Annotated in this window: 12 protein-coding genes; 1 reads left to right on the top strand and 11 read right to left on the bottom strand. The window is 49.0% G+C overall.

All coding sequences use genetic code 11. From position 1 onward, the window contains the following. The first annotated feature begins 286 nt into the window (after positions 1–286). Positions 287–2623: a glycoside hydrolase family 3 N-terminal domain-containing protein gene (locus AC6I7T_RS32915; protein WP_497794962.1), complete on the top strand. Its 2337-nt coding sequence runs from the start codon at positions 287–289 to the stop codon at positions 2621–2623. A 234-nt stretch (positions 2624–2857) separates the two neighbouring features. On the opposite strand, the gene AC6I7T_RS32910 is transcribed toward AC6I7T_RS32915, so the two are convergent. From AC6I7T_RS32910 to AC6I7T_RS32860, 11 genes are all read right to left on the bottom strand, one after another. Beyond that, positions 2858–3415 (bottom strand): UpxY family transcription antiterminator, encoded by a 558-nt coding sequence (locus AC6I7T_RS32910; protein ID WP_497794960.1) that lies wholly within the window; start codon positions 3413–3415, stop codon positions 2858–2860. An 868-nt stretch (positions 3416–4283) separates the two neighbouring features. Then, positions 4284–6494 carry a S9 family peptidase gene (locus tag AC6I7T_RS32905; protein WP_497794959.1) on the bottom strand — a complete coding sequence of 737 codons (2211 nt, stop codon included), beginning with the start codon at positions 6492–6494 and terminating at the stop codon, positions 4284–4286. A 325-nt stretch (positions 6495–6819) separates the two neighbouring features. Further along, the gene (rbsK, locus tag AC6I7T_RS32900) at positions 6820–7767 is read right to left on the bottom strand and encodes a ribokinase (RefSeq protein ID WP_497794957.1); all 948 of its coding nucleotides are present in this window, start codon (positions 7765–7767) and stop codon (positions 6820–6822) included. Positions 7768–7846: 79 nt separating this feature from the next. Beyond that, the gene (locus AC6I7T_RS32895; RefSeq protein WP_497794956.1) at positions 7847–8836 is read right to left on the bottom strand and encodes a GRP family sugar transporter; all 990 of its coding nucleotides are present in this window, start codon (positions 8834–8836) and stop codon (positions 7847–7849) included. A 320-nt stretch (positions 8837–9156) separates the two neighbouring features. Continuing rightward, entirely contained in the window at positions 9157–10257 is a 1101-nt protein-coding gene (locus AC6I7T_RS32890) for a LacI family DNA-binding transcriptional regulator (RefSeq protein WP_497794954.1), read from the bottom strand. A gap of 225 nt (positions 10258–10482) precedes the next feature. Beyond that, a complete protein-coding gene (locus tag AC6I7T_RS32885; protein WP_497794953.1) occupies positions 10483–11868 on the bottom strand; it encodes a hypothetical protein in 1386 nt (461 codons plus the stop codon). A 368-nt stretch (positions 11869–12236) separates the two neighbouring features. Then, positions 12237–13442: an alkaline phosphatase family protein gene (locus tag AC6I7T_RS32880; protein ID WP_497794951.1), complete on the bottom strand. Its 1206-nt coding sequence runs from the start codon at positions 13440–13442 to the stop codon at positions 12237–12239. A gap of 142 nt (positions 13443–13584) precedes the next feature. Then, positions 13585–17694 (bottom strand): patatin-like phospholipase family protein, encoded by a 4110-nt coding sequence (locus AC6I7T_RS32875; RefSeq protein WP_497794950.1) that lies wholly within the window; start codon positions 17692–17694, stop codon positions 13585–13587. Between the two features lie 200 nt (positions 17695–17894). Continuing rightward, complete coding sequence (locus AC6I7T_RS32870; RefSeq protein WP_497794948.1) at positions 17895–19406, bottom strand: Dyp-type peroxidase; 1512 nt, start codon at positions 19404–19406, stop codon at positions 17895–17897. Further along, positions 19388–20689 carry a hypothetical protein gene (locus tag AC6I7T_RS32865; protein ID WP_497794947.1) on the bottom strand — a complete coding sequence of 434 codons (1302 nt, stop codon included), beginning with the start codon at positions 20687–20689 and terminating at the stop codon, positions 19388–19390. Before AC6I7T_RS32865 ends, AC6I7T_RS32870 begins: the two co-directional genes overlap by 19 nt. 6 nt (positions 20690–20695) lie before the next feature. Continuing rightward, positions 20696–21973, bottom strand: a complete 1278-nt coding sequence (locus tag AC6I7T_RS32860; protein ID WP_497794945.1) for a catalase family protein — start codon at positions 21971–21973, stop codon at positions 20696–20698. Between the last annotated feature and the right edge of the window lie 15 nt (positions 21974–21988).

Here is a 21988-nt window from a genome sequence, read left to right as displayed (position 1 = left end):
TCCTCCGGAATGATCGTTCACGCTCTTCAATTTCCCTCACTTCGCAAATTTCGCTACCGGAATAACTGATTGACTAAAGCGATTTAGACCTATAGCATGTTCCAAAGTTTATGGTCAACATGATTTTGGCATCCAGCAAAAGCCAGGGACCTTCACTCGAATCTGCTTCGATGGCAATACCAGCAGTTAGGCGGCGAATCCCACTGGTTCCATATCCGCATCCAGATACAACACTTATGCCTGCGGAGCAGGATGACAACACGCCTGGGAGGGAGACAACGAAGCGATGAAAAACAGTGAGCAGCAGACCGCCATACAAGATCAGGTGACGACTAATCAAACATTCCCATATAAGAATCCGGCTCTTCCGGTAGACGAAAGAGTGCAAGACCTTCTCTCCCGTATGACGCTAGAGGAAAAGGCTGCACAGATGCTATGTGTCTGGCTGACAAAGGCTGACACTCTTCTCGATAGCCAAGGGAATATGGATTTGGCCAAAGCAAAAACCTCGTTTGCAGACGGCCATGGATTGGGACAAGTAGGACGTCCTAGCGATAGCGGAGGAGGTAAAAAGGCTCGGGAGATGGCAGAAGTGACCAATGCCATCCAGAAATTCTTTCTGGAGAATAGCCGCCTGGGTATCCCCGTTATGTTTCACGAGGAGTGCCTGCATGGACTGGCTGCCCCGGATAGCACAAGCGTTCCGCAACCGATCGGATTGGCGGCTACCTTCAATCCTGAGCTCGTAGAATCGGTATTCACGGCGATTGCGGCAGAAGCCAGAGCACGAGGCGCGCATCAAGCATTAACGCCGGTAGTGGATATTGCACGAGATCCACGTTGGGGTCGTGTGGAAGAAACCTACGGAGAGGATCCATACCTAGTCTCGCGTCTAGGAGTAGCTGCAGTCCGCGGATTTCAGGGCGATGCAACGTTTAAAGATAAGAAGCATGTCATCGCAACCCTTAAGCACTTCGCCGCACACGGTCAGCCTGAAGCAGGCATGAATTGCGCACCGTCTGAGGTTTCAAAGCGGCAGCTGTACGAAACCTTTCTATTTCCCTTCAAAAAGGCGCTGCACGAAGGTGGCGCCATAAGTGTAATGGCATCCTACAATGAAATCGATGGTGTTCCCTCTCACGCCAACACCTGGCTATTACGCGATTTGTTGAGAAATGAATGGGGATTTAAAGGCTTTGTTGTTTCCGACTATTACGCAATCTGGGAGCTGAGCTATCGGCCCGATACCCATGGACATTTCGTCGCAAGCAATAAAGCTGAAGCTTGTGCACTAGCGGTAAAGGCCGGGGTGAATATAGAATTCCCCGACCGGGACTGCTATCTGGAGCTGGTTGAGCTGGTACGCAAGGGTGTTCTACAGGAATCAGAGCTCGACGATCTCGTCGCCCCCATGCTCTTTTGGAAGTTTAAAATGGGGCTCTTCGATGATCCATTTGTCGATCCCAAGGAAGCGGAGCGCATTGCAGGATGTGAAGCACACAAGGCACTGGCTTTGCAGACAGCTCGCGAAACCATAACGCTCCTGAAGAACGAGGGCAACCTCCTCCCCTTGGACGACAGAAAGCTCAAAACAATCGCAGTCATCGGACCCAATGCTGATCGTAGTCTGCTCGGTGGCTATAGCGGCATTCCGAAAGAACAAGTGACTGTGTTGGATGGCATCAAGGCCCGCGTTGGAGACCGAGTCAAGGTTCTTTACAGTGAGGGATGCAAGATTACCATCGGAGGATCGTGGAACCAGGATGAAGTAGTTCCGAGTGATCCGGAAGAAGACCGTAAACAGATTGCCGAGGCTTCTAAAGTTGCTGCTCAAGCAGATGTCATAATTCTGGCGATCGGAGCCAATGAGCAGATCTCCCGTGAAGCCTGGTCATTGCAGCACATGGGAGACACTACGGATCTCGATCTATACGGAAGACAAAAGGAATTGGTCAAGGCCATGCTCGACACAGGTAAACCTGTCGTTGCGCTTCTTTTCAATGGGCGTCCAATATCCAGCATCTATCTCGACCAAAGTGTCCCTGCCATTTGCGAATGTTGGTATCTCGGACAGGAAACAGGTACGGCAGTAGCGGAAATGCTCTTCGGTGAGATCAATCCCGGAGGGAAACTGCCCATCACAGTTCCCCGTTCTGTGGGCCATCTGCCCGCCTTCTACAACTACAAACCATCAGCGCGTAGAGGATATCTCTTCGATGATGCTTCACCTCTTTATGCGTTCGGCTACGGACTGAGCTATACCACGTTTGAAATCGGCGAGCCGCAACTTGAAAAACAAACGATCGAATGTAAAGAAAGTACCGCCATCTCTGTTGAGGTAACAAATACCGGTAAACGCCCGGGAACAGAGGTAGTACAAATGTATATTCGAGATTGCGTCAGCTCAGTGACACGTCCGGTTAAGGAACTCAAGGGTTTTCAAAAGGTATTCCTGCAGCCCGGAGAAACACAGAAGATCAAGTTGAGCATTACACCGGACTCACTCTCGTTCTACGACATCAATATGAATTATGTTGTAGAACCTGGTGAATTCGAAATCATGGTAGGAACTTCATCTCGCGACACCGACCTAAAGAAAGTGAAATTGGCCGTAAAAAAATAGCATAAACGGAACACTGTCCACTCCCAGGGAGGCATGTATTTTCAATTTCAATACGTGTCTCCCCTTTTTTCGATAGCCGACAAATCAGCTCCAGCGCAAGGCAATTTATCGAAAGGCTAGGGGACTACCTACAGACTGGGCTTACTTACACACGAAATGAGCCTAAGCTCAACTAGAAGGGGAAGTATACCCATTGGCCGATGCTGGCATCCACATGAAATAGCATTGTTGATTTCATGCCCGCATCCACAAAAAGCCTGCAGACGGTTTTCTAGGAAGCTCCGGACTCATTTCAGATGGTTCCAGATCTTCGAGCTTCATCTCGATTGAGACACTCCGTTGAATTAACGGAAGAGTCAAGATAAAGCGATCATCATTTTCTCCACGAACCAATATCCCCTCAATACCAGCCATAGGACCTTTCTTGATGTGGAATCTCTCTCCAACAGCAAGTTCGGTGCATGGTGTCACCCTTTCCTGAATTACTGAGGTACTTAAAAATTCTATCTGCGCATCGGGTATCGGTAGGGGGCCCGCTTCAGTACCTGCAATACGTAGGACTCCTGGGATCTTTAATATATGCGCGCACTCTTGACCGGTAAACTTTGCGAAGACATACCTCGAGAACAATGGCATCTTTGTTCGTACCAGCTGACGGTTTTTCCAGACTGTCAACCTTTCATACGTCGGCAAAAAATGGACGATGCGTTGGGACTCGAAATGACGCTCTACAGACTTCTCGTGTTTTGGCATCGTATAAATTGCGTACCACTGGGAACTAGAGTAACTCACGATATTAGCTATGCGACCTCTTTAAAACCAGCAATCGAAGTTAACTTATGATTGGGCAATGTTCAGTACGAGACCTCCGCCAGATTCGCTTAGCCCAGATAGGCGTGCTACGAAGTTTACAAGTGCAGGATCAGTGAAGGTCAGTCCTCCAACCTTTTTCCGCTACAGGTAGTTAGTTACTACTAAGCCATAAACTCGAGTGGGTGGATGTATCGACCTATATCCGGAGCTCCAGTACTGACGAACGGGAAATAACGGCATACCATAACATCTAGCAGCATTGATCGGATTCGAAGCACTCTCCATTTGATCCCATTTCTATAGCACAACACTACTGTTACGAACTCTATTCTGGAAACTTGAGCACAGCATAAATCACGATAGAGAGGTAATCGATTTTTGCTCATAAGCATCAGCAGCATCCGAAACTAGTACTTGTATAGACAAAGCGCATGGCGCTTCAGTCAATAACAATAGTATCTCCTGTTGAGACAAATCGAGATTCTTAAATACATTCATTAAGACGATTTGGATGCTATAGCCGATGATTAGGTTGCCATTCACACTTCAAGGCTGTGGGTAAATAGTCGCCGGCAGAACTATGCAGCAGGAACATTATCTTACTTATCTAATACCAGTTGTAAAATATGATTCCAGACAAATCGCATAGTGGAATAGAGCCTGAACATATAAGGAACACCTGATTATGGAAACAGCAGATCGAACACACGAACGTATAGTCCGTATAGCCCAAAGCTGGAAAACCCAAATGGGGCTTTCCAGCTATCAGATTCCGAGATCAAGGTGTAGCTCAGCTCTTGCGTATCTCGCGGGAGCTGATGCATAGTTTAATTCTGCATCGGGTGATCTACAGATTCTTTTCCCAGAAATCAATCATCGCGTTATATCGTGCAATAATCGCGGCATCATCGGCGAAACCATGTTTACGCATAGGGAAGAGCACGACTTGGTACGGTTTTCCTGCCTCGATCAACTCATTAATAAACGCTTCTTCATTCTGAGGATGAACATTGTCATCGTAAGTACCATAGATTAATAAAAGCGTCCCATGCAGATTTCGTGCTCGAGGAAGAAGCGAAGCATCTCGATAAGCCTGGGGATGCGCTTCCGGTAATCCAAGCAAAGCCTCGGTCCATTTTGAATCGTAGAATTTCCAGTCCGTAACTGGAGCCCCGGAGATACCGGCCTTGAATTCATTTGAACGAGTCATGAGATTGAGAGTATTTGTCCCACCTCCACTCCATCCCCAAACTCCAATGCGGTTAGGATCTACCCAAGACTGTGATTTCATCCAGTGGATACCTGCGACCAAATCAGCAGTCTCCCCTACCCCTGGCGATCCCGCCAATGTGTTTTCAAGCTTTTTGCTGATGGCCGTGGCAGCACGATTGTCAATTGCCACCATAATGAATCCCTTCTCCGCCATCAGATTGTCGAAATACGTCTGATTCTGCCAGGAATTGCTGACTGTCGGAGCAGAGGGACCACCATAAATATGAAGGATTACAGGATAACGATGCTCCGGATTGAAGTTTCCAGGCTTCAGAATCTGCGCAGGCATGGCAAAACCATCCGATGCGGGAATCGAAGTCAATTGCGGATACCGCAAATTCGCCGGTAGCGATGCCGCTTGTGGCGTTGTTATCGTGGCCTTCACTTGTCCATCCACTGTATGGAGACGCAGAGCGGGAAGAGTCTGAATGTCCGAGTAGGTATCGAAATAATAAGCCGCATCAGGAGACATCGAAATGCTATGCGTACCATGCTCGACTGAAATCCTGGCCAGACCGCTTCCGTCTATCTTGACACGATACAGCTGACGCTCCACTGAGCTATCTTTCAGAGTAGTGAAATATACCCATTGCTTTTTCTCATCAATGCCCACCACCGCCTGACGCACCCAAAAGGCACCTCCACCAGAAGAAATCATGGACCAATTACCGACTGTGACCTGATTCATCAAAGTCCCATCCATTGCATAGCGATAAAGATGCATATAGCCATCGCGTTCAGAGGCCCATAGAAACTGTCCATCGCGCAAGAAGTACAAATCATCATGGATATTTACCCAGGCGGGATCTGTTTCCGTAAGGATGCGTTTTGCATTGCCAGTACCGGAATCGGCAAAGTACAAATTCAGCTCTTTCTGGCTGCGATTCATCGTCTCCAGACTGACGTGCTTTGAATCTGGCAACCACTTCACGCGAAGGACCCATTCATAGGGCTGGTCGTTCATGGCAATCCATCGAGTTGAACCCGCACCTAAGGGAATGACTCCAACACGAACCGAAGGATTGTGCTCGCCTGCTTTGGGGTATGGCTGATGAATCAAGCGCTGATCGACGGGTGAAAAATCAACAAAGGTGCTAACTGGAACTCCAGAATTGTCAGTTTGCAGATACGCGATAGCTGAAGAATCCGGAGCCCACCAGTAGCCAATGTCCTTGCGCCCAAAGATCTCTTCCCAGTAGACCCAGGAAAGTGTGCCATTCAGAAGTGTTTGGGTTCCATCATGCGTGAGTCGTGATTCTTTTCTTTCGTTCAGATCCAGGACATAGATGTCATTGTCCCGTACAAACGAAATCAGACGGCCATCGGGAGAGAACTGTACGTCCTTCTCTGCCGACGCGCTGGTAGTAAGGCGGGCAAAGTTGGACGACGGCAAATCAAGAAGGAATACATCTCCGTCAAAGAGGTATAGAGCCTGGGTGCCAGCAGCATTAAAGGCCTCTGGCCACGGAAGTATATTCTCAACAGAACTGCTGGGCTCCAGCCTCTTTAGGGAGGCGACAGCATGTTTCATGTCGAGAGCAGAACTACGCTTTCCGGTCGCCGGGTCTAGTCTCACGAAGGTTCGCTGCGCAGTCGGGGTGCGGACATCATCGAATATGGCCGTGCCGTCTTTTAACCAGACAGTTGGAGGTACATCCGCGAGGTGTAGTCCCTGAGTAGAAATCCAGTTTGTTGTTACAACCGGTGTTTGAGCTTGAACTTCAACTCCCAAGGAGAAAAGACAAATCCAAAGAACAAACAGTGAGAGAGACTTCTTGCCGAACATGCAGATGATGACTCCTTGAACATGAGCAGAATATGGGTTTCGATCACCGACAGACTACAGCCGGAGGTGCTGAACTACAGCGTTTCTCGAAGTATAGTGAATCCCAACATCCGCTAATCAATAAAGGAATCCTCTCCTTCATCCCAGGAACAATGATTCAGGATAATGCACGGCAGCTGCACAGAGGCAAAGCGCAGCAAATCTGGTACCACGGTATCGAGGTACCAGGCTATAATCTACATGGTACCGCGATACCTCGATACCGTGGTACCAAAAGTATTGCTAAATAGAACACCAGAGCGGCATTAAAATTCAGGATAGTAAATCAGGAATGAACAGCAACAGCCCCGCTCAAGAAGGCCTCGACCTCGGCCATCACTGGCATTGAAGGCTGGGCTCCCACTCGAGTGACAGAAATGCCAGCCACTGCCGCAGCGAAAATTCCACTTTCCCGGACGGATTTTCCGAGCATGAGTCCCACTGCGAATGCCCCATTGAAAGCATCTCCTGCAGCGGTAGTATCAATAGCTGTAACTGGGAACGCAGATATCGATTCTCTCAAGCCCCGATCTGAAGCAAGAAACACGCCATTAGCTCCCATCTTCAGAATCACTCCAGGGCATCCCAGTGAAAGAAGGGTGTCTGCCAATTGGCCCGGCATCAAGTCATTAGAACACTCGCGCTGACTTCTTCCATAGAAAGCTGCCTCCGAGTCATTTGGTGTAAACCAAGCTGCTTGACGTAGCACCTGCAGAGGGAGTTCCCTGGCAGGAGCGGGATCGAGAATGAGTGGAACATGATGACGCGCGCAAATATCGGATAGATACTCAATGGTCTCGAGTGGGATCTCCAGTTGCGTAAGAACCATACCCGCTTCCTTAATCATGTTCAGATTTTTGGCGATGTCGTCGGGCCGTACCTTTGCATTTGCACCCGATGCAACAACAATGCTGTTCTCTCCTTTGCCGGAGACAAGAATCACAGCAACGCCCGAGGGACCTTCGCTTATGGAAACCGCCGTCGTATCGACCCCGGCTGTTTCAAGATGAGTTCGCAACTGAACGCCAAAAGCATCGTCTCCCAAGCTGCCAATCATCCGCACCGGATATCCCAGTCGGGCAACAGCTACGGCTTGATTGGCTCCCTTCCCTCCTGGATGTGTCTGGAAATCAGTTCCGATAACAGTCTCCCCAACACTAGGAATCTTTTCGGATACTGCAACCAAATCCAGGTTGATACTGCCAACGACAACAATGGGCTTCTTATCACTCATCTCACTTCTCTTATATTTCTAGGGGAATGTCACCTTAACAATGTAAGGTTCCAGCCACGGTTAATAACTTCCATTACTGCTAAAACAGAGGTGCCAGGGCAACACAGGTCAGCCCCGAGATAAACAACAGGAACATCCATCCGATGAATCTCTTTGCAATTGAAGGGGCCGAAGCAAACTCTCGCCAGACGAATACTCCCCATGCAGCCGAAATCATCGTGGCACCCTGCCCGATCGAATAAGAAACGGCAGGACCAACAGTATGAGCCTGAGAAGCGACAAAATTCAAAAGCGCACCTGTACACCAGATGATGCCACCTACCACACCCCAAAGATGTGAGCTTGCACCAGCCGCCCTATATTCACGCATCGAAGTCGAAGAACTGCCGTCCAAAGGCCAACGCATAAGCAAGGCGTTAAACGGAATCGCACAGAGTGCAACACCGATTGCAAAAAAGAGAACAGCAGCATACGGTCCAACCGCTCCCTCCCCTGTCATTGCCGTTGACACAAAAGGATAGAAGCATCCCATCAAAACGCCGGCAATAAGGCTAATGAGAATCCCCTTCCGGCTCGTGGCTGATTTTGTGGACTCACGCATTCTGTAGGCAGTAGCATCGAAAATGATTGCTGCAGCCACAAGAGCAATCCCGCCAAACAGCAAGAGAGGATGCCCTTTGGGCAGAATGATGTAATTGCTGATGGCTCCAATGACTAATGCCAATCCGATGCCAATAGGAAAGGCAACTGCAAGTCCAGCAATATCGATCGCGGCAACTAGAAGCAAGTTGGCAACATTGAAGACCACTCCACCGACAATTGCCAGGATCGCATTGCGAAGCGTCACATCAGCAATGTCAACCAGGAATGGCTTTCCAGCACTTCCGAAGGAACCAAGCGTAGCACCCCAAAGCAGAGCACCGACAATCAGGCCAATCACATAATCCCAGTAAAAGAGCTGGAATCGAAACTTTGGGCAGAGTTTTAGCGTATTGGCCCAAGACCCCCAACAAAACATGCTCACGAGCATGAATGAGAGAACAACGCCATAGGCTTCCGGCTGATACATGGGATTCTTTCCCCCCTTACACACCAACTAGAGCATCTTTCGCATAGATCTAGATTCGCTGAAGACATGGTCTACATCTTTGCAAAAAACGCTCCAACCCTATCAATCCAGCAAGAATACACTTCGTCACAATTCGTACAAACACACGTATACAGTTCGTCTGGTAATTGAAAGGTTTCAAGCAGCAAAGCATATTGTGTGAAACACGAAAAGTCAAGACATCTAAAAATACATGCCTAGACTCAAAGGTAACAATCGCCACCACAGAAGAGTTATTTCTCTTTGATTAAGGAACAGCATCGATTACTCGCTCACAGGTCTCAGCGCTCTGGAGCTTCTACCTCGCCCTCTGTGTGTAAGAGTCGGGCTGAAGATTTTCTGACGACTAGTTCAGGTTCGGCCTTGTACAGCTTCAGAACATCGTCACAGCCCTGCTCTCGTCCTTGCACTGCTTCGAGTACCCACTCAGCAGCCTGAATCCCCATCTCCTTCAGAGGTTGACGGATTGTGGTAATTGGCGGAGTAGCAACCGTTGCTGGTAACACATCGTCAAAGCCAAGTACAGAACAGTCCTCAGGAACGCGTAATCCAGCTTCAGCCAATCCACGAACAACGCCAAGCGCTGTCATGTCGTCAAAAGCGAGAACTGCGGTAAAAGGACGTCCGCTGGATAGCATCTGTTTCGAGAAGTGGATGCCACCTTCAAAGCTCGATATCGGATCCATCTGGCTGTCCAGTTGAAAAACTAGTCTGGGATCCAGGTGAATACTGTGTTTGGCGGCATATCGTTGCATGCCTTTCCAGCGAGGCTCACTGTCAAAAAGCTCTTCCGGACCTCGAATTACGGCAATATCACGATGTCCCAACTCATGAAGATGACGTAATGCCAGAGCACCTCCAGCTTCGTTATCAACGAGAATTGAGTTGATTTTTCGCGCCGTGAGATCGCGCCCCACAATAACGATCGGCACGTGATTCTTCTTGATATCCGCCAGCAGATTTGCTTCCTCGAAGATCCAACTGGCAACGACAATTACACCTTCCGAACGGCGTTCCAGGACCATTTTCAAATATCCATCAAACAATTCACGTTCTGCTTGAGCATCCATTACTAAAGGAAGGAAACCAGATGGCCGCAAAGCTGATTGAATTCCGCGGACAATCGGAATGCAGAAGGGATCGGAAAGATCATAGGCAAGAACGCCAATCGTCTGGCGCCGCCGACGGCGTAACGAACTAGCATAAGCATCAGGATGATAACCAAGTTGCTGGGCAACAGTCCGAACATGTTCCCGAGTGGAGGCCGCAACAAAGCGTGAAAGGGGCGCTTCGCTCAGCACAATCGAAACCGTAGAGACAGAAAACCCGGAAGCGCGGGCCACCTCCTGCAAAGTTACGTGTCCGGACTTTTTCAGAACCACTTCTCCCCCCCGACAAGGAAAATACCGCAGTTATTCTGCCATAGCAAAATACTTTCAGTATGAGTGATCATAGTCCTGATCGTGCTCATTCCTAGATCAAATGGGAAGAAGATACAGGGTCATGATTTCGCCGAATCAGGAAATCGGCAATAGGCAATCGGGCGTGAGAAAAGAAGACTACGGACCGAGAAGAGAGTCGGAGGGCAAGCCCTCATCCGACTCGAATCAGTAAAGAGATGGACGAGCAGCGCCCCCGAGTAGAGACGTATTGATGGTAGCGGAGGAATGAACTCCCTCTGGACCACCCCAACTGAAAAATAGGCTAAGAGCAGGCAGTCCACCGGCACGCAACGTCAACCCGCCAGAAAAGCTATGGGAGAGATGCTGAAAGGCGATATCATCACGCCGAAGGGCAACCTTGCCCTGATCGGCAAAAAAGGTAACGCCGATCGGGCCCCATATTGAATGCTCAATCCCCTCACGGAGTAGAAGATTACTGGGGGCTCGGAATCGATAGTCGTTATAGCTCCCTAGCCAGAGATTGCCATTGATATCCGATCCGCCTAAAGTTGGCTGGAGATAGAACGGAACGACGCTTCCCGCAGATGCTATCGACTCGCTAATAGCTAGTCGAATCGATATTGATCCCTCGCGATTTCTCGCAATAGCCGGGCATCGGCCTCCTACGGTAGCAGAACACTCGTCAGGTCCGTTAAAGTTCTTTGCCTTATAGGATCCAGAATTCCGATAGAGAGGGAAGGTATGGTTAAGATCTGTGGTAAATCGGCGAAACGAATAGTGTGAGTCGGCTGGTGCAACGTATTGCTGAAAACGCAAAAGGTAGTCTATCTGCAGATGGTCGTTCACAAGATGCGGTTCTAGACGTATTCCCTCCCCAGTTTGAATGAATGCTGGCTGCTTCATCAGCCCTGGCGCTCCCGCCTCAGTGAATTGCCGCTCTATAGATGGACTCGATTGGTTATGCTCGCCACGCAATTCGATGAACCGTCCATTCAATTCTGCCAACAGAGAGAGATTAAGGGCACTCAGCACGGGTACAACTGCATTCGCTCCAACAATGGTCTCCCGCATCCCGAAGACGGAACGATTAGCTTTGACAGAGTTCGGGCCGAGGCCATAGAAATCCAGAGTATTTAAAGATATGGACTGAGCGTAGAGACTAAATACGGGATATGGCCGCACGCGCAAATTGGAGTTTGGAGGATTGCCCGGAGCAGTACTTATCGAGATATTTCTTGCCGGGGTATGAACAAACTTCAGATAACCACCCGCACGCCATGACGCATTACTCGACACCAAGGCATCTAGGTTCCAGCTATTACGCCATCTTTCATTAGGAGTCCAGTGTCCAACCAAGGCGGCGCCCGCTCCGAATCCGTTCTGCGGAGCAATACTACCGACCGCAATATGGATAGGATGATCTGTAAAGAGCACTTCTGCACAGCCGGGAATTGTCTTACCGGATAATGCCCCACAGCTTTGATGAAAGCGAGTTGCTTCTCCACGAAAATCGGCGTGTAATCTACTCTCCTGAGCAGAAGCTGTAAACACTGAGCAGACCAGTACCACAATAAAACACCGCTTGAACACATGACCTCCTGACGTGCTATCTCTATTTTTGCGCCCTCGTTCTTTTCTTGCTTTTGGGATGAAGCAGCCTTGTTATTTCCTGTATATATCTAGAGGCCTCAGCTTCTGTGCGAATCTCTTCAATCTTGACAGAGAGTCTTTTGTGCTTAGGGAGTCGACCGTTTTGGGCATGTTGAAGGTGTTCCAGCTGCGTTCTTATCAAAGAGGAAATGGGTCTCTCCTTATTGATGGCAGTATGAGGAACGCTGGGAACCTGGATCACAATTACTTCGCCAGAAGGGAGTGGGGCCTCGGGCTCTTTACGAGAATGAGTTGGAATCTTTTTCTTCTTGGGAGTATCGTTGCTCATCGATTTCTCCTTCATTGCACTAGAAGTTGAATATCAGATTGTCAGTCCGCATTGTGTCGAGAGAAAGCAGGTCAAGGAAAGTAGTCGCTGCCTTTTCGCGTGGCGTACGTTGCTTATCGACAGAAGCCGTTTGATCGTAGTTGGGGACAAAATGCCTTGTAGCAGTTGCAGGAATCGAGGCATGCTCATAAATCTCATTGATAACTGTTCCCTTAGGTATCCAGGGAGAGATCAGCACCGCGGGAACACGCACTCCAAGACGATCAAAGTGGAAACCAAAGCTCAAACCTGTATCTGCAGGTCCTGCAGAATACCCGTCGGGAATACAAGCAGGCGGAGGAACGTGATCGTAAATGCCTCCGTGTTCGTCATAGACAATCAATAACAAAGTACTTGCCCAAAGAGCCGGATTTTGACGAATTGCGTTATATATCGAAGCTATATACACTTCGCCTGCCTGAACATTGTGGTCCGGATGTTGATCTGAGGCTACCTCCTCCCCGTTATCGCCATCGTGATCGGTGTAGTTTGGTTCGACAAAACTGTAGTCAGGTAACTTTCCCGCTTTACAATCGGACAAGAACTGATCATATGTTCCGAAGAGGTGTGGTTGATGTTGCAATAGATTCACCACCTCTATAGTTGAACTTGCCTGATCATAGTAGTAGAGCTTAGCTGTACGCCCGGAATTCTCTAGCCGCTCATAAATGCTCTGCCGCTTCGGATAGAAAATATTCATCCCCACTTGTCCAAAGGAAGTGCCATAGTGAGCAAAGGCCCTATTGCAAACTGTTGGTCCAGGTATGGATGAAAACCAGCGATTGAAGATAGCGAAGTTTGATGCCAAGGCGGTAAGCACTGGCAATTTTTCCTTTGGGAAGTAGTACATGATTTTATGCGAGTGAGCTATATCTTGCCGTTGCTGAAAATAGCTCTTTATAAAACCCTGCATGTTGGGAACACGAGAATTGCCTTGATCTCCATTGAAAATCTGTAGATCTACCGCGGGGAAATGGTGATCGGGATCGGGGTCGAGTTGTCCCTGAAACTCGGCATCAGGTTGCGCATGGACTTGTTGTCCCTGCGTATCGGGATTTGCCTGTGTACCATCGACACCGTCTATCAATGGATTAATCGCTTTCAACGAACCCAACATATGGTCAAAAGATCGATTTTCCATCATAAGAACAACGATATGCTTGAGGGCATCTAGTCCTGCAGACATCTCTAAGAACCTCTCGTTTCACATATTCCAATGAAAGAGAATGAGAATCCTAACAGAAACCATTCTCCGATCCTTCTCTACAATTCACATAGCGTTATCGCTTGATCAAAATCACACTAAGGAAGGATCTTCGCGATACAACCTAGACGCGCGCTATCGGACGATCACAGGGGAGACCCAATCGCTCTTCGCAAAAATATTCAAAACGAATGCCAAATGCATGATGCATCTCGCTCCAAACTTTACGAAAGAGAGGACTGCGGCCCCAGGACATAAAGAGCATGGCCCAGCCCCGGTTGTCGGGCTTCTCCCAGAAATCGTCGAGTCTCAAATCCAGGAAGACATTTTCCATCAACTGCATCAGTTCAAGACAGGCACAGATCTCCTGAGGAGTAGCTGTTGTATCGATATCAGCAACTGCAGCTATATTCCCCTTCAGTTCCTTGATAAGGCGGCTCAAGTTCGGCGAAGAACGGAAACGCTCCCAGATTTCATCCAGTGCTTTCGTGTGTGTTGAAACAACCTCACTGCCACAACCAGCTGGCACCCAGATGTCGTAAAGCTTCTCAGCCATATCCACCGGATGAGTAGCAGGCCGAATACTTCTTAAGGCATTACGAACTACGTGATATCCAAGCCGACGATAGCTCTCAAACTGACTCTCACTAAAGAACTGGTCAGCTGTACTTTCGTGTGGGAAAGAGGGATGAATAGATCTGTACTGTGCTACACCGACGTCTTCATCTCCGGTCACCGAAGCCTTAAGATAAATCAGATATCCGACACTTCCATTGCTGTAGTTGATCTTTCCCACAGTGCAATGAGAACGGCTGTATCCATTGGTCTGCTCACGAATGGAACTCACATCGATTTCAATCTTAGCGTCGAAGTCGGTTTCACAGACTCTGACAAGATTACCCAGGCTCCCAAACTGAAGCGATCCGTCACACTCCCCATCAGCAGCAATAATCACTTTGCAGCGTCTGCGAATAAGCTCGTAAATACCAAGATTTTCAAAATGTCCACCATCGGAGACATTCACAAAAAGATTGGTTTCATCCGCCAGCCCGAGCAACTCCTTCAAAAGATAATAGAGGCTGAAGCGGAGCCCTCGAAGGTGCCACCGCTCGCGTCCAGGATTCGGGAACCACCATCCCAGACGAACGTTAAACATAGTGAGAAGAAAAGAGACCAAGGGCGAGGTGTTGTATCCCATGTTCGGACTGGCGGCTGCTCCGGAAATTGCCACTGCCTGCCCCAACTCCACTCCTCCAGCAAATGACAATCCGTTCTCTTGCGTCGGCGCATATCCCACCTTTGGCCTGTCCGATCCGCAACGTAAAGGAGTAAGGGAGAAGGAGGCACTGTGTCGGGTATGGAGTGAGAGGTCCGAGCTCCCCCCTAGATTGAGTGCGCAATTTAGAATCAGGAAAGGACCACGAAAGTTCCCCTTCATCGACGCGAGGGGGAGATCATCGTCGCGATCAAAACCTGTAAATGGCTGCGGCTTCCTTAACCCGGCAACCCAACGCGTCGCCCCGAGATAGCAACGGACCAGTCTGTTTCTATAAAACTGATTCAGTCCAAAAATATTGATTTCGAAGAACCATGAAAATATGGAACCCAATACAAGCGTTACGCTCAATGCCAAGAGTATTGTCTTAAGAGGAACCGCCAGCAATGCCGGCCAGTAGGTTGATACTCCCATGCTATAGTTCGTTGAGATCTTGGCGAGTAAGACAAAAACAACCGTTGCAATCAAGAGTATCCCCCCGACAATAAAGAGCAGACTCCCAAGCTTGGCCAATAATTCCAGCACACCTGACTTATTTGGGGTACCACTGCCATCTGTTCGAGTGCTATTACCAGCAAGCAGGCCAGCGATGACGGTTCCCATCCAACTCAGGACGGTTCCCCACTTAATACCTTGGTGCCCTAGATTGAATAAGTGAAAAATCCATAGCGGACCAAAAACAGCGCCTACAGAAATGGCCAGATAAACTGCTCCGTAAATCCCCAGCCACGCTCCAAATCGTGTCCACCATTCGCGAATACGCTCACTGGAATTGCGTCCGCAGAAACCAATAAAAAGGATGACACTTAAAGCATTGATAATAAGGACCAGCGTTGGGCCAAAGACAAAAGCGTACCAGCTGAAATGGTCCCGATTGGTTGCCCATTTGCAGAATAACCATACAATTGCCGTGAGTTGCAAATAGAGTGCCCCCGTAGATACCGCCCCAATCCACAAAGAATGCCAGTGGTGGTGAGTGAGAGTCGCAACCGCGATTACCAGTAATGCCACGTACGTCGATAACAACAGATATTTCCAAGGCCCTATACCTAGCGATAGAATTGCAGAATACGAACAAAGTTGTGCTAAAGACTTCACTCCGAAAGAATTGCCAGTAACTTCGCCCCAAAGCAAAGATGCGATCAGGAAAGAACCTATCCACGATGGCACAACGGCCAACCATCGAACTCTGTTTGCCAGGAAGCCTTGCTTGCCTTTCAATGCATTCTTGCCTGCGAGATTAACGAGGAGTGTCCAAACTACCAAGAGCGCCATCGTTCCAGCAAGTACTGCTGTAATTGAAATACCTGGGAATGATTTCAGATGCCAGTTGCCCAGTTTCAAGAAAGCACTCTGCCCGGCAAGAACCATCAGTATAAGTACCGAAAGCCAAGTTGCTCCGGTAAGTTGAATTAAGAATGCATTTCTGAGCCAATTCCCCCACATAGTCCAAGTGTCGGCACTTAAGGCTCCGGTACTAGGAGCAAGGTAATTGGAGTATCGTCTCAAATGAGCAACGGATTCCCTCCAGTCCGTTAATCTACCCAACCAATGTGTCGTACGACAAACGTTCGCCACTAACCAGGAGCCGATAAAACCGCCTCCCGATACCGTAGAGAGATAATCGACGTACCGCAGCAGGTCGAATTCTTGCAGACCTTGCAGTACTCCCAAATTAAAGGTTGCACTTCGTATGCCGCCTCCCGAGAAGGCGAGGCCCATCAGGTTTCTCGGCTGTTTACCTGTTTTGACTCTCTGACTCCAACCGTCCCAGGCATCGTTCCGGGCAGCACGGCCTTGTTCCATATCGATATCGCGAAATTTACGAAATGCGCGTTGACGTTCGATTTCACGAAGCTCCTCATCAAAGGCCTGTCTCCACCGCACGGTTTCTTCAGGAAGCTGACAAAACAGTTCGCGCTCATAACAGTGACGTTCTCTGTCCGCTGTAAGTTCAATGCTGTTTTGAATCAGATCGCAAGTGATATCAAAAACACTGCGAAGAACTTCCTCAGCTCTATACAACTGACTCGAGAGGGTGGCATCGCCTCGGTATCCGGCCCATGATCTGAGCAAATGAAGCCATGAGATCCGCTTATAGGTAACCGCACCAGACGACGATACATCCGCTCGAAAGATGCGGGCGAGCCAGTAGAGATCCGCCAGTCCGAAACGACAGGCAATTGGATCTGTTACCGCCCATCCTCCCGAGGGCCGTGCCGACATTTCCTGAGACTGAGATTGTAGTCCCAGATAGAACTCGCAACGAGCAAGAGCCCAATCGGCAAGTCCACGAGATATTTGCTCAAACCTTTTGGCAATAGCTAAATCCGCTTCGGGCCACAGTCCCCGTAGCCACAGTTCAAGCCATTCTGGTTCCTCTGCGTCCGAAACAAAATCGTCAAGGAAGCTGAGCGCCACTTCCGTTTGAGAAGAATTTTGCAGTTGTAAGAAGCTTTCGAGTGCTAGTTCCCCAACCGCTCCGTCCTTAATCGTCGGAGGAAACATCAGAGCAAAAATCTGTTTATTAGAAATTCGCTCCGTGGGCTGACATGTAGAAATGTCGACCATCCAATCGGGAGGAAACAACCTGCCTGCAAGGAATCGAATTCCAAAATACAAGTATGCATTGGCATACCTTAACAGCGCCTCTGAATCAACCAGGATATTCAGCTTGGAGAATCCCTGTAGGAGCTTTTGATCCGCATCTTCCAAAACTCCAATCTCGCGACCAATCTCAAAAAAGGTTAGCATCTCAAATGCGGAATCGACGCGCTTGCGCAATTCTATTGCGTCTCGATCTCTAGTAATCGAGAAACCAGCTTCCGCATGAGCCCGCAGTTTTTGGCGCCGATCGGTCTCGGCCATCTCCGCTAATTCCTGGATAGTCAGCTGAGCAGCTTTTTCTCTCTCCCTAAAGAGAGTTAGAAGCTGAGCCCTTCCAATACCATCGGCCATGTTACACATCCATCTCTGAGATAAAGGTGATCGGAGCGTTTTGGAATTTAGCTATTTAAATCTCGGGCTATTCCCTCGAAAGAGCTTGGCAGTTGTCTGCATCCGTTGTTAATAGCAGAGGAAGCAGCTCTCCGGCCTTCAATGGAATGCCACACCTATATCAACTCTTGGTCTACCCAAAAACTAGAAGCTCTAGAGTGCTACTGATTAAGCGATGCAAAGTAGCGAAGAGCACTCAAGCTAGGCAAAAAGAAGTATGCCCCGCCTCGTACCGTTACAAACTGAGGGAGCCCCATGATTCGTGTCCGCAAGCCATTCTTCTCTGGAATCGAAAAGGTATTGGTATAAGAACAGCCGGGAATTGCCTGGCGATTCCCTAGAAGCGGATCACTCTCTTCTGTAACAGCGTCAAACTTTGTACTCATTAACCAGGCATTTTGCACAAATTCAAACTGCCTTGAGATATTTGCAGCAATACATATGAAATGGAGGCCATGCTCACTGCTGTCCAGTGTATCGGCGATAGCTTCTTCCGGAGACAGACCGTTGCCATATTCTCTGCCGCGCCGAAGCAGCCGGTGAAAACGTGTGGAGGCTTTCACATCGTCGCGAAACCGCCAGCGAATCAGTCCTAAAGTATGAAACAGCCAGGAGAGTCCTCTTTCTGTCCGGGCGGGCATATCGGCATTACGAGGATTAGCTCTCCGTACGTGTGCTCCAAAAGGGCACCTCGTGCCTTGACGATCCGCATCGTAGCTGAATCGGTTTTGATTGGCAGAACTGGAATCAATACCTACAATAGGCCTTTCTGTTAAGGGGACGAGAGGATCTCCATTCATCCGCCGGCCTACAAACTTCTCTGCCAGCACCTGCCGGGCGTGTGGATCGGAAGATGCCTGCATATCGAGAAAACGCCAAAATCCCCGAACATCCTGCTGTAATTGCCGGAACACCAAATAACTGCCATTCCGTCCCAGATCCCGCCTCTCTGAACTATTCTCCCCAAATGAGAGACAGGAGCTTCCCGGTTCGTTCGCGTCTATCAGAGGGCGATCTGTATATTTGCCATACTCATTTGGATAGCCCAGAAGAAATTCTCCCAGACTAATGAGGTTTTCATATTCCAACTGATCGCCTTTCGGAGACCTGCGACGGTCCCAATCAATCGTCGGCTGACTAATTCCATCAGCAAATCCAAATGGCTCGACACCTTCTAGATCGGAGGTGGACAAACAGTCTAGAACCTCAAAGGCCTTATGCCATAGATCGGTGCGTATTGAATCCATCCACGGCTGCAGCTCTCCTGGTTTCGCATAGAACATAGCCAAAACATGGGGAACTTTCTCCTTTACGCCCCAGCCCCAATACTCGGGGGCGTTTGATCCAATATCTCCAAGCCTCCGCGAACGGCTCGGATCCCCGGTCATACCGGAAAGGAACTCAGGCGAAAACCCCGCTAGTATATGGGCTGGCAAACCAAGTGCTTTGAGACCCTCGCTGGTGAAGGCTAGTTGAAATGCGCTTCTGGGAGTAACCGGAAGTTTCGTAGCACTAGAAACGGGAGCGGCTGCTAACCAAGAACGTGCCGCCTTCGCATCGCAAATCTTTAGCAGAACAAAGGCCGCCGATGTTAGAGCACCATAGCCGAAGCGAACAATTCCCTGGATATCACTGAAGTCTACGTCCGATGATTTCAGAAGAGTGTCAGCCATTCCCGCGCCTCCGATTCCGTCATTATTGTCCGTTCGAGTCCTTCGCGAATCATGCTGTTTCGCCATTTATCGACGGCACTGATTCCAGGATGCGCACTATACCAAACTTCCGTTGGCAGCTGATGACGCCGTAAGAACTTCTTAAACTGCTGTTCGTCTTTAGCTCCGTCCAGAAAGAGCCAGTTCGTCTTTGGGTAACCGATACCATTGCTAAAAACCACATTCAGACCGAAGCCAACCTTATTGATGAAATCTTCCATATAGCTTTCGAGACTTCCGTCGTAATTACTAGCAAACAACAACCGTTTTTTCTCATCAAGAAAAACCCAACGCGCAAAATGGATTGTGGACACGCGTGCTAAATGACCACGGTTGTAGATGTGCCTGGCAGTGTAATTGATGATCCAGAGCAAAAAGCGAATAGTGTAAAGACGGAATTTTCCAGGCTTAAGGCTCCCTACGGCACTGAATTGGTTGGTAACATCGTGATCTTCAAGAACAGCGAGCCGATCTGCATGAGCTGGATCTACAGGAGGAACAACCTCTGGATCTGATTTTTCGCGCCGTCGCAACTGAATGAGAAAGATAGGAAGATAGCCCAGCAGTAAAGGAGAAGCCAGCAATAGAACAACAGGTACGCCGACCAGATGCAACCAATTGCGCATCATCCAGCCTAACGGTGTGGGTTCTATAGCCGTTAGGGTTATACGACCGGCCTTCTCTTCGTCGACAACAAACTTCCTCAAGGCGCGGTGTGCCTCTCCGGCTTCCATTAACCGGAGAACTGAAAAGTGGTCCTGAATGTAGTCTTCAAGCGCCTGCCGTAGCCTGCACTCCTCCTTGACCTGTTTTACTGTACGTCCGATCCAATTGACATAGCTGGTAGCTGGTTTGATCAAGCGGGCTTTGATCCAAGCCAAGAGATCCACCCCCGGGGAGAAACCCTCACAACAAGCAAAGATGCCGTGCAGCCCTTGACCTGCGCGATTCACCATCTGAGCCAGAAAGTCCTCAGTTTCGCCATCAATATCTCCCAGGAACACAAGATAGAGAGGGTACTGTAGCGGTGGTATGCCGTATTGACTGATATCGTCCAGAGTACGATCTTCAAGAATGACAAACCGGGCAAAATGAAGAACTTCCAACTGACCAAAAGGAACGATCGGATTGAGAGGATCTGCCATGCCTGGCTCGCGATTCATGCTGGATAACAAAATGCGCAGTTCTCGTTCGCGCATTGGATTGATCGCAGCCACGATCATAAAATTGGATTGAGGCATCATAGCTGGTCACTCAAAAGTCTCGTCACCCGTAGGTTCATAATGAGGTTCGTTATTCATGGAATGACGCAGTCGCGACAGCGTGGCATACATTCTTCGCCTAGCGCGACTTTGGTTTCCGAGTGGACGATGCTCAGCGATGGTATGCCAGGGGTTGTAAGAGAGGCGTCGCGCAAAATCCAGCTGAGAAGGTGAATTGAACTTCTGCTTAGGAATCCGCAAAGTTGCGACCGGAACTCGAGGAGAAAGCTTCTCAGGCCAGAGCACGGCATTATTCTCGATCGGCATCCGAAAGGAATCGGTTTGTAGCTGAAGACGAATATCGAACTCAACGTCTTCTTCAGCTAAGGCCGCAACCATCGCATTTCTCAGATAATCATCCGGAGGTCGCAACGGAAGCCGGGGAATGGGTGTCCTCTGTTTTCTCTTTGGCCATACCGAATATTGCATTGCCCGTCCTTCACCCAGCAGATACGGAACACAGCTGAAATACGGGGCTTCAAACGGACTGCTCTGAGTCTTTATCCAGAGCGCTTGCATTATCAGATCAAGAAGATGGGAGCGATGAAGGTTGAGAAAATAAAAAATCTGCGTGTTCTTAAGACTCTCGATCTGTAACTGAGCATTGGCCTCTGTATCCGGAGTAACAAAGGTTGGCGTTGAAACTCCGAACATGTCCAATGTAAATTTCTCATCATCCATCAGCTTGGGACCGGGCACACCCATCAGCTTGATGCTGATACTCATGAAGCCGACATCGTCAATATCTGGCGTAATATAGGGTCCAGGACCAGAAAATCGTACCCATGCGCGATATGTCTTCGGCGTCGCATATATACCGTGGCGAAGACTTGCGGGTAATCCGTCGTGAACGATGAACTCTCCCCTTACCATACCGTGAGTCTTGGTATTGCCTCCTCGTTCGAAACGGGGTGCCTTCCACAGCCCACGCATTTGCTGCTGAAAGCTCGAAATAATGGAGTCTAGATCAGCCTCTTCGTTCGGACGTACTTTTTCTTCTGCAAGCTTCAAATGATCGTCCGTACGACGCGCATTGATCAAGGCAGTCACAAAAGCTGCAATCGGGTCCCGTAAAGTCGAGTCAAAGATAGGGCGGATCCAGGGATCGAATCTTCGCTCTAGATGGACTAATGTCGTCGAACAATTTGCTATTGCATTCAGAATTGCCGAACCAGTATTAGCCTTAGGAATTGGCCTGTCAGGGTTCGCGTAAGAATCTGTCGTTTTTTTCGCTATTGCCGGTGATGCCTGAAATTGTGGAAGCATGGCTCACCCACTATG

It is taken from the genome of Humiphilus diazotrophicus (genome assembly GCF_059726315.1).
This window is presented reverse-complemented; position numbering and strand designations above follow the sequence as displayed.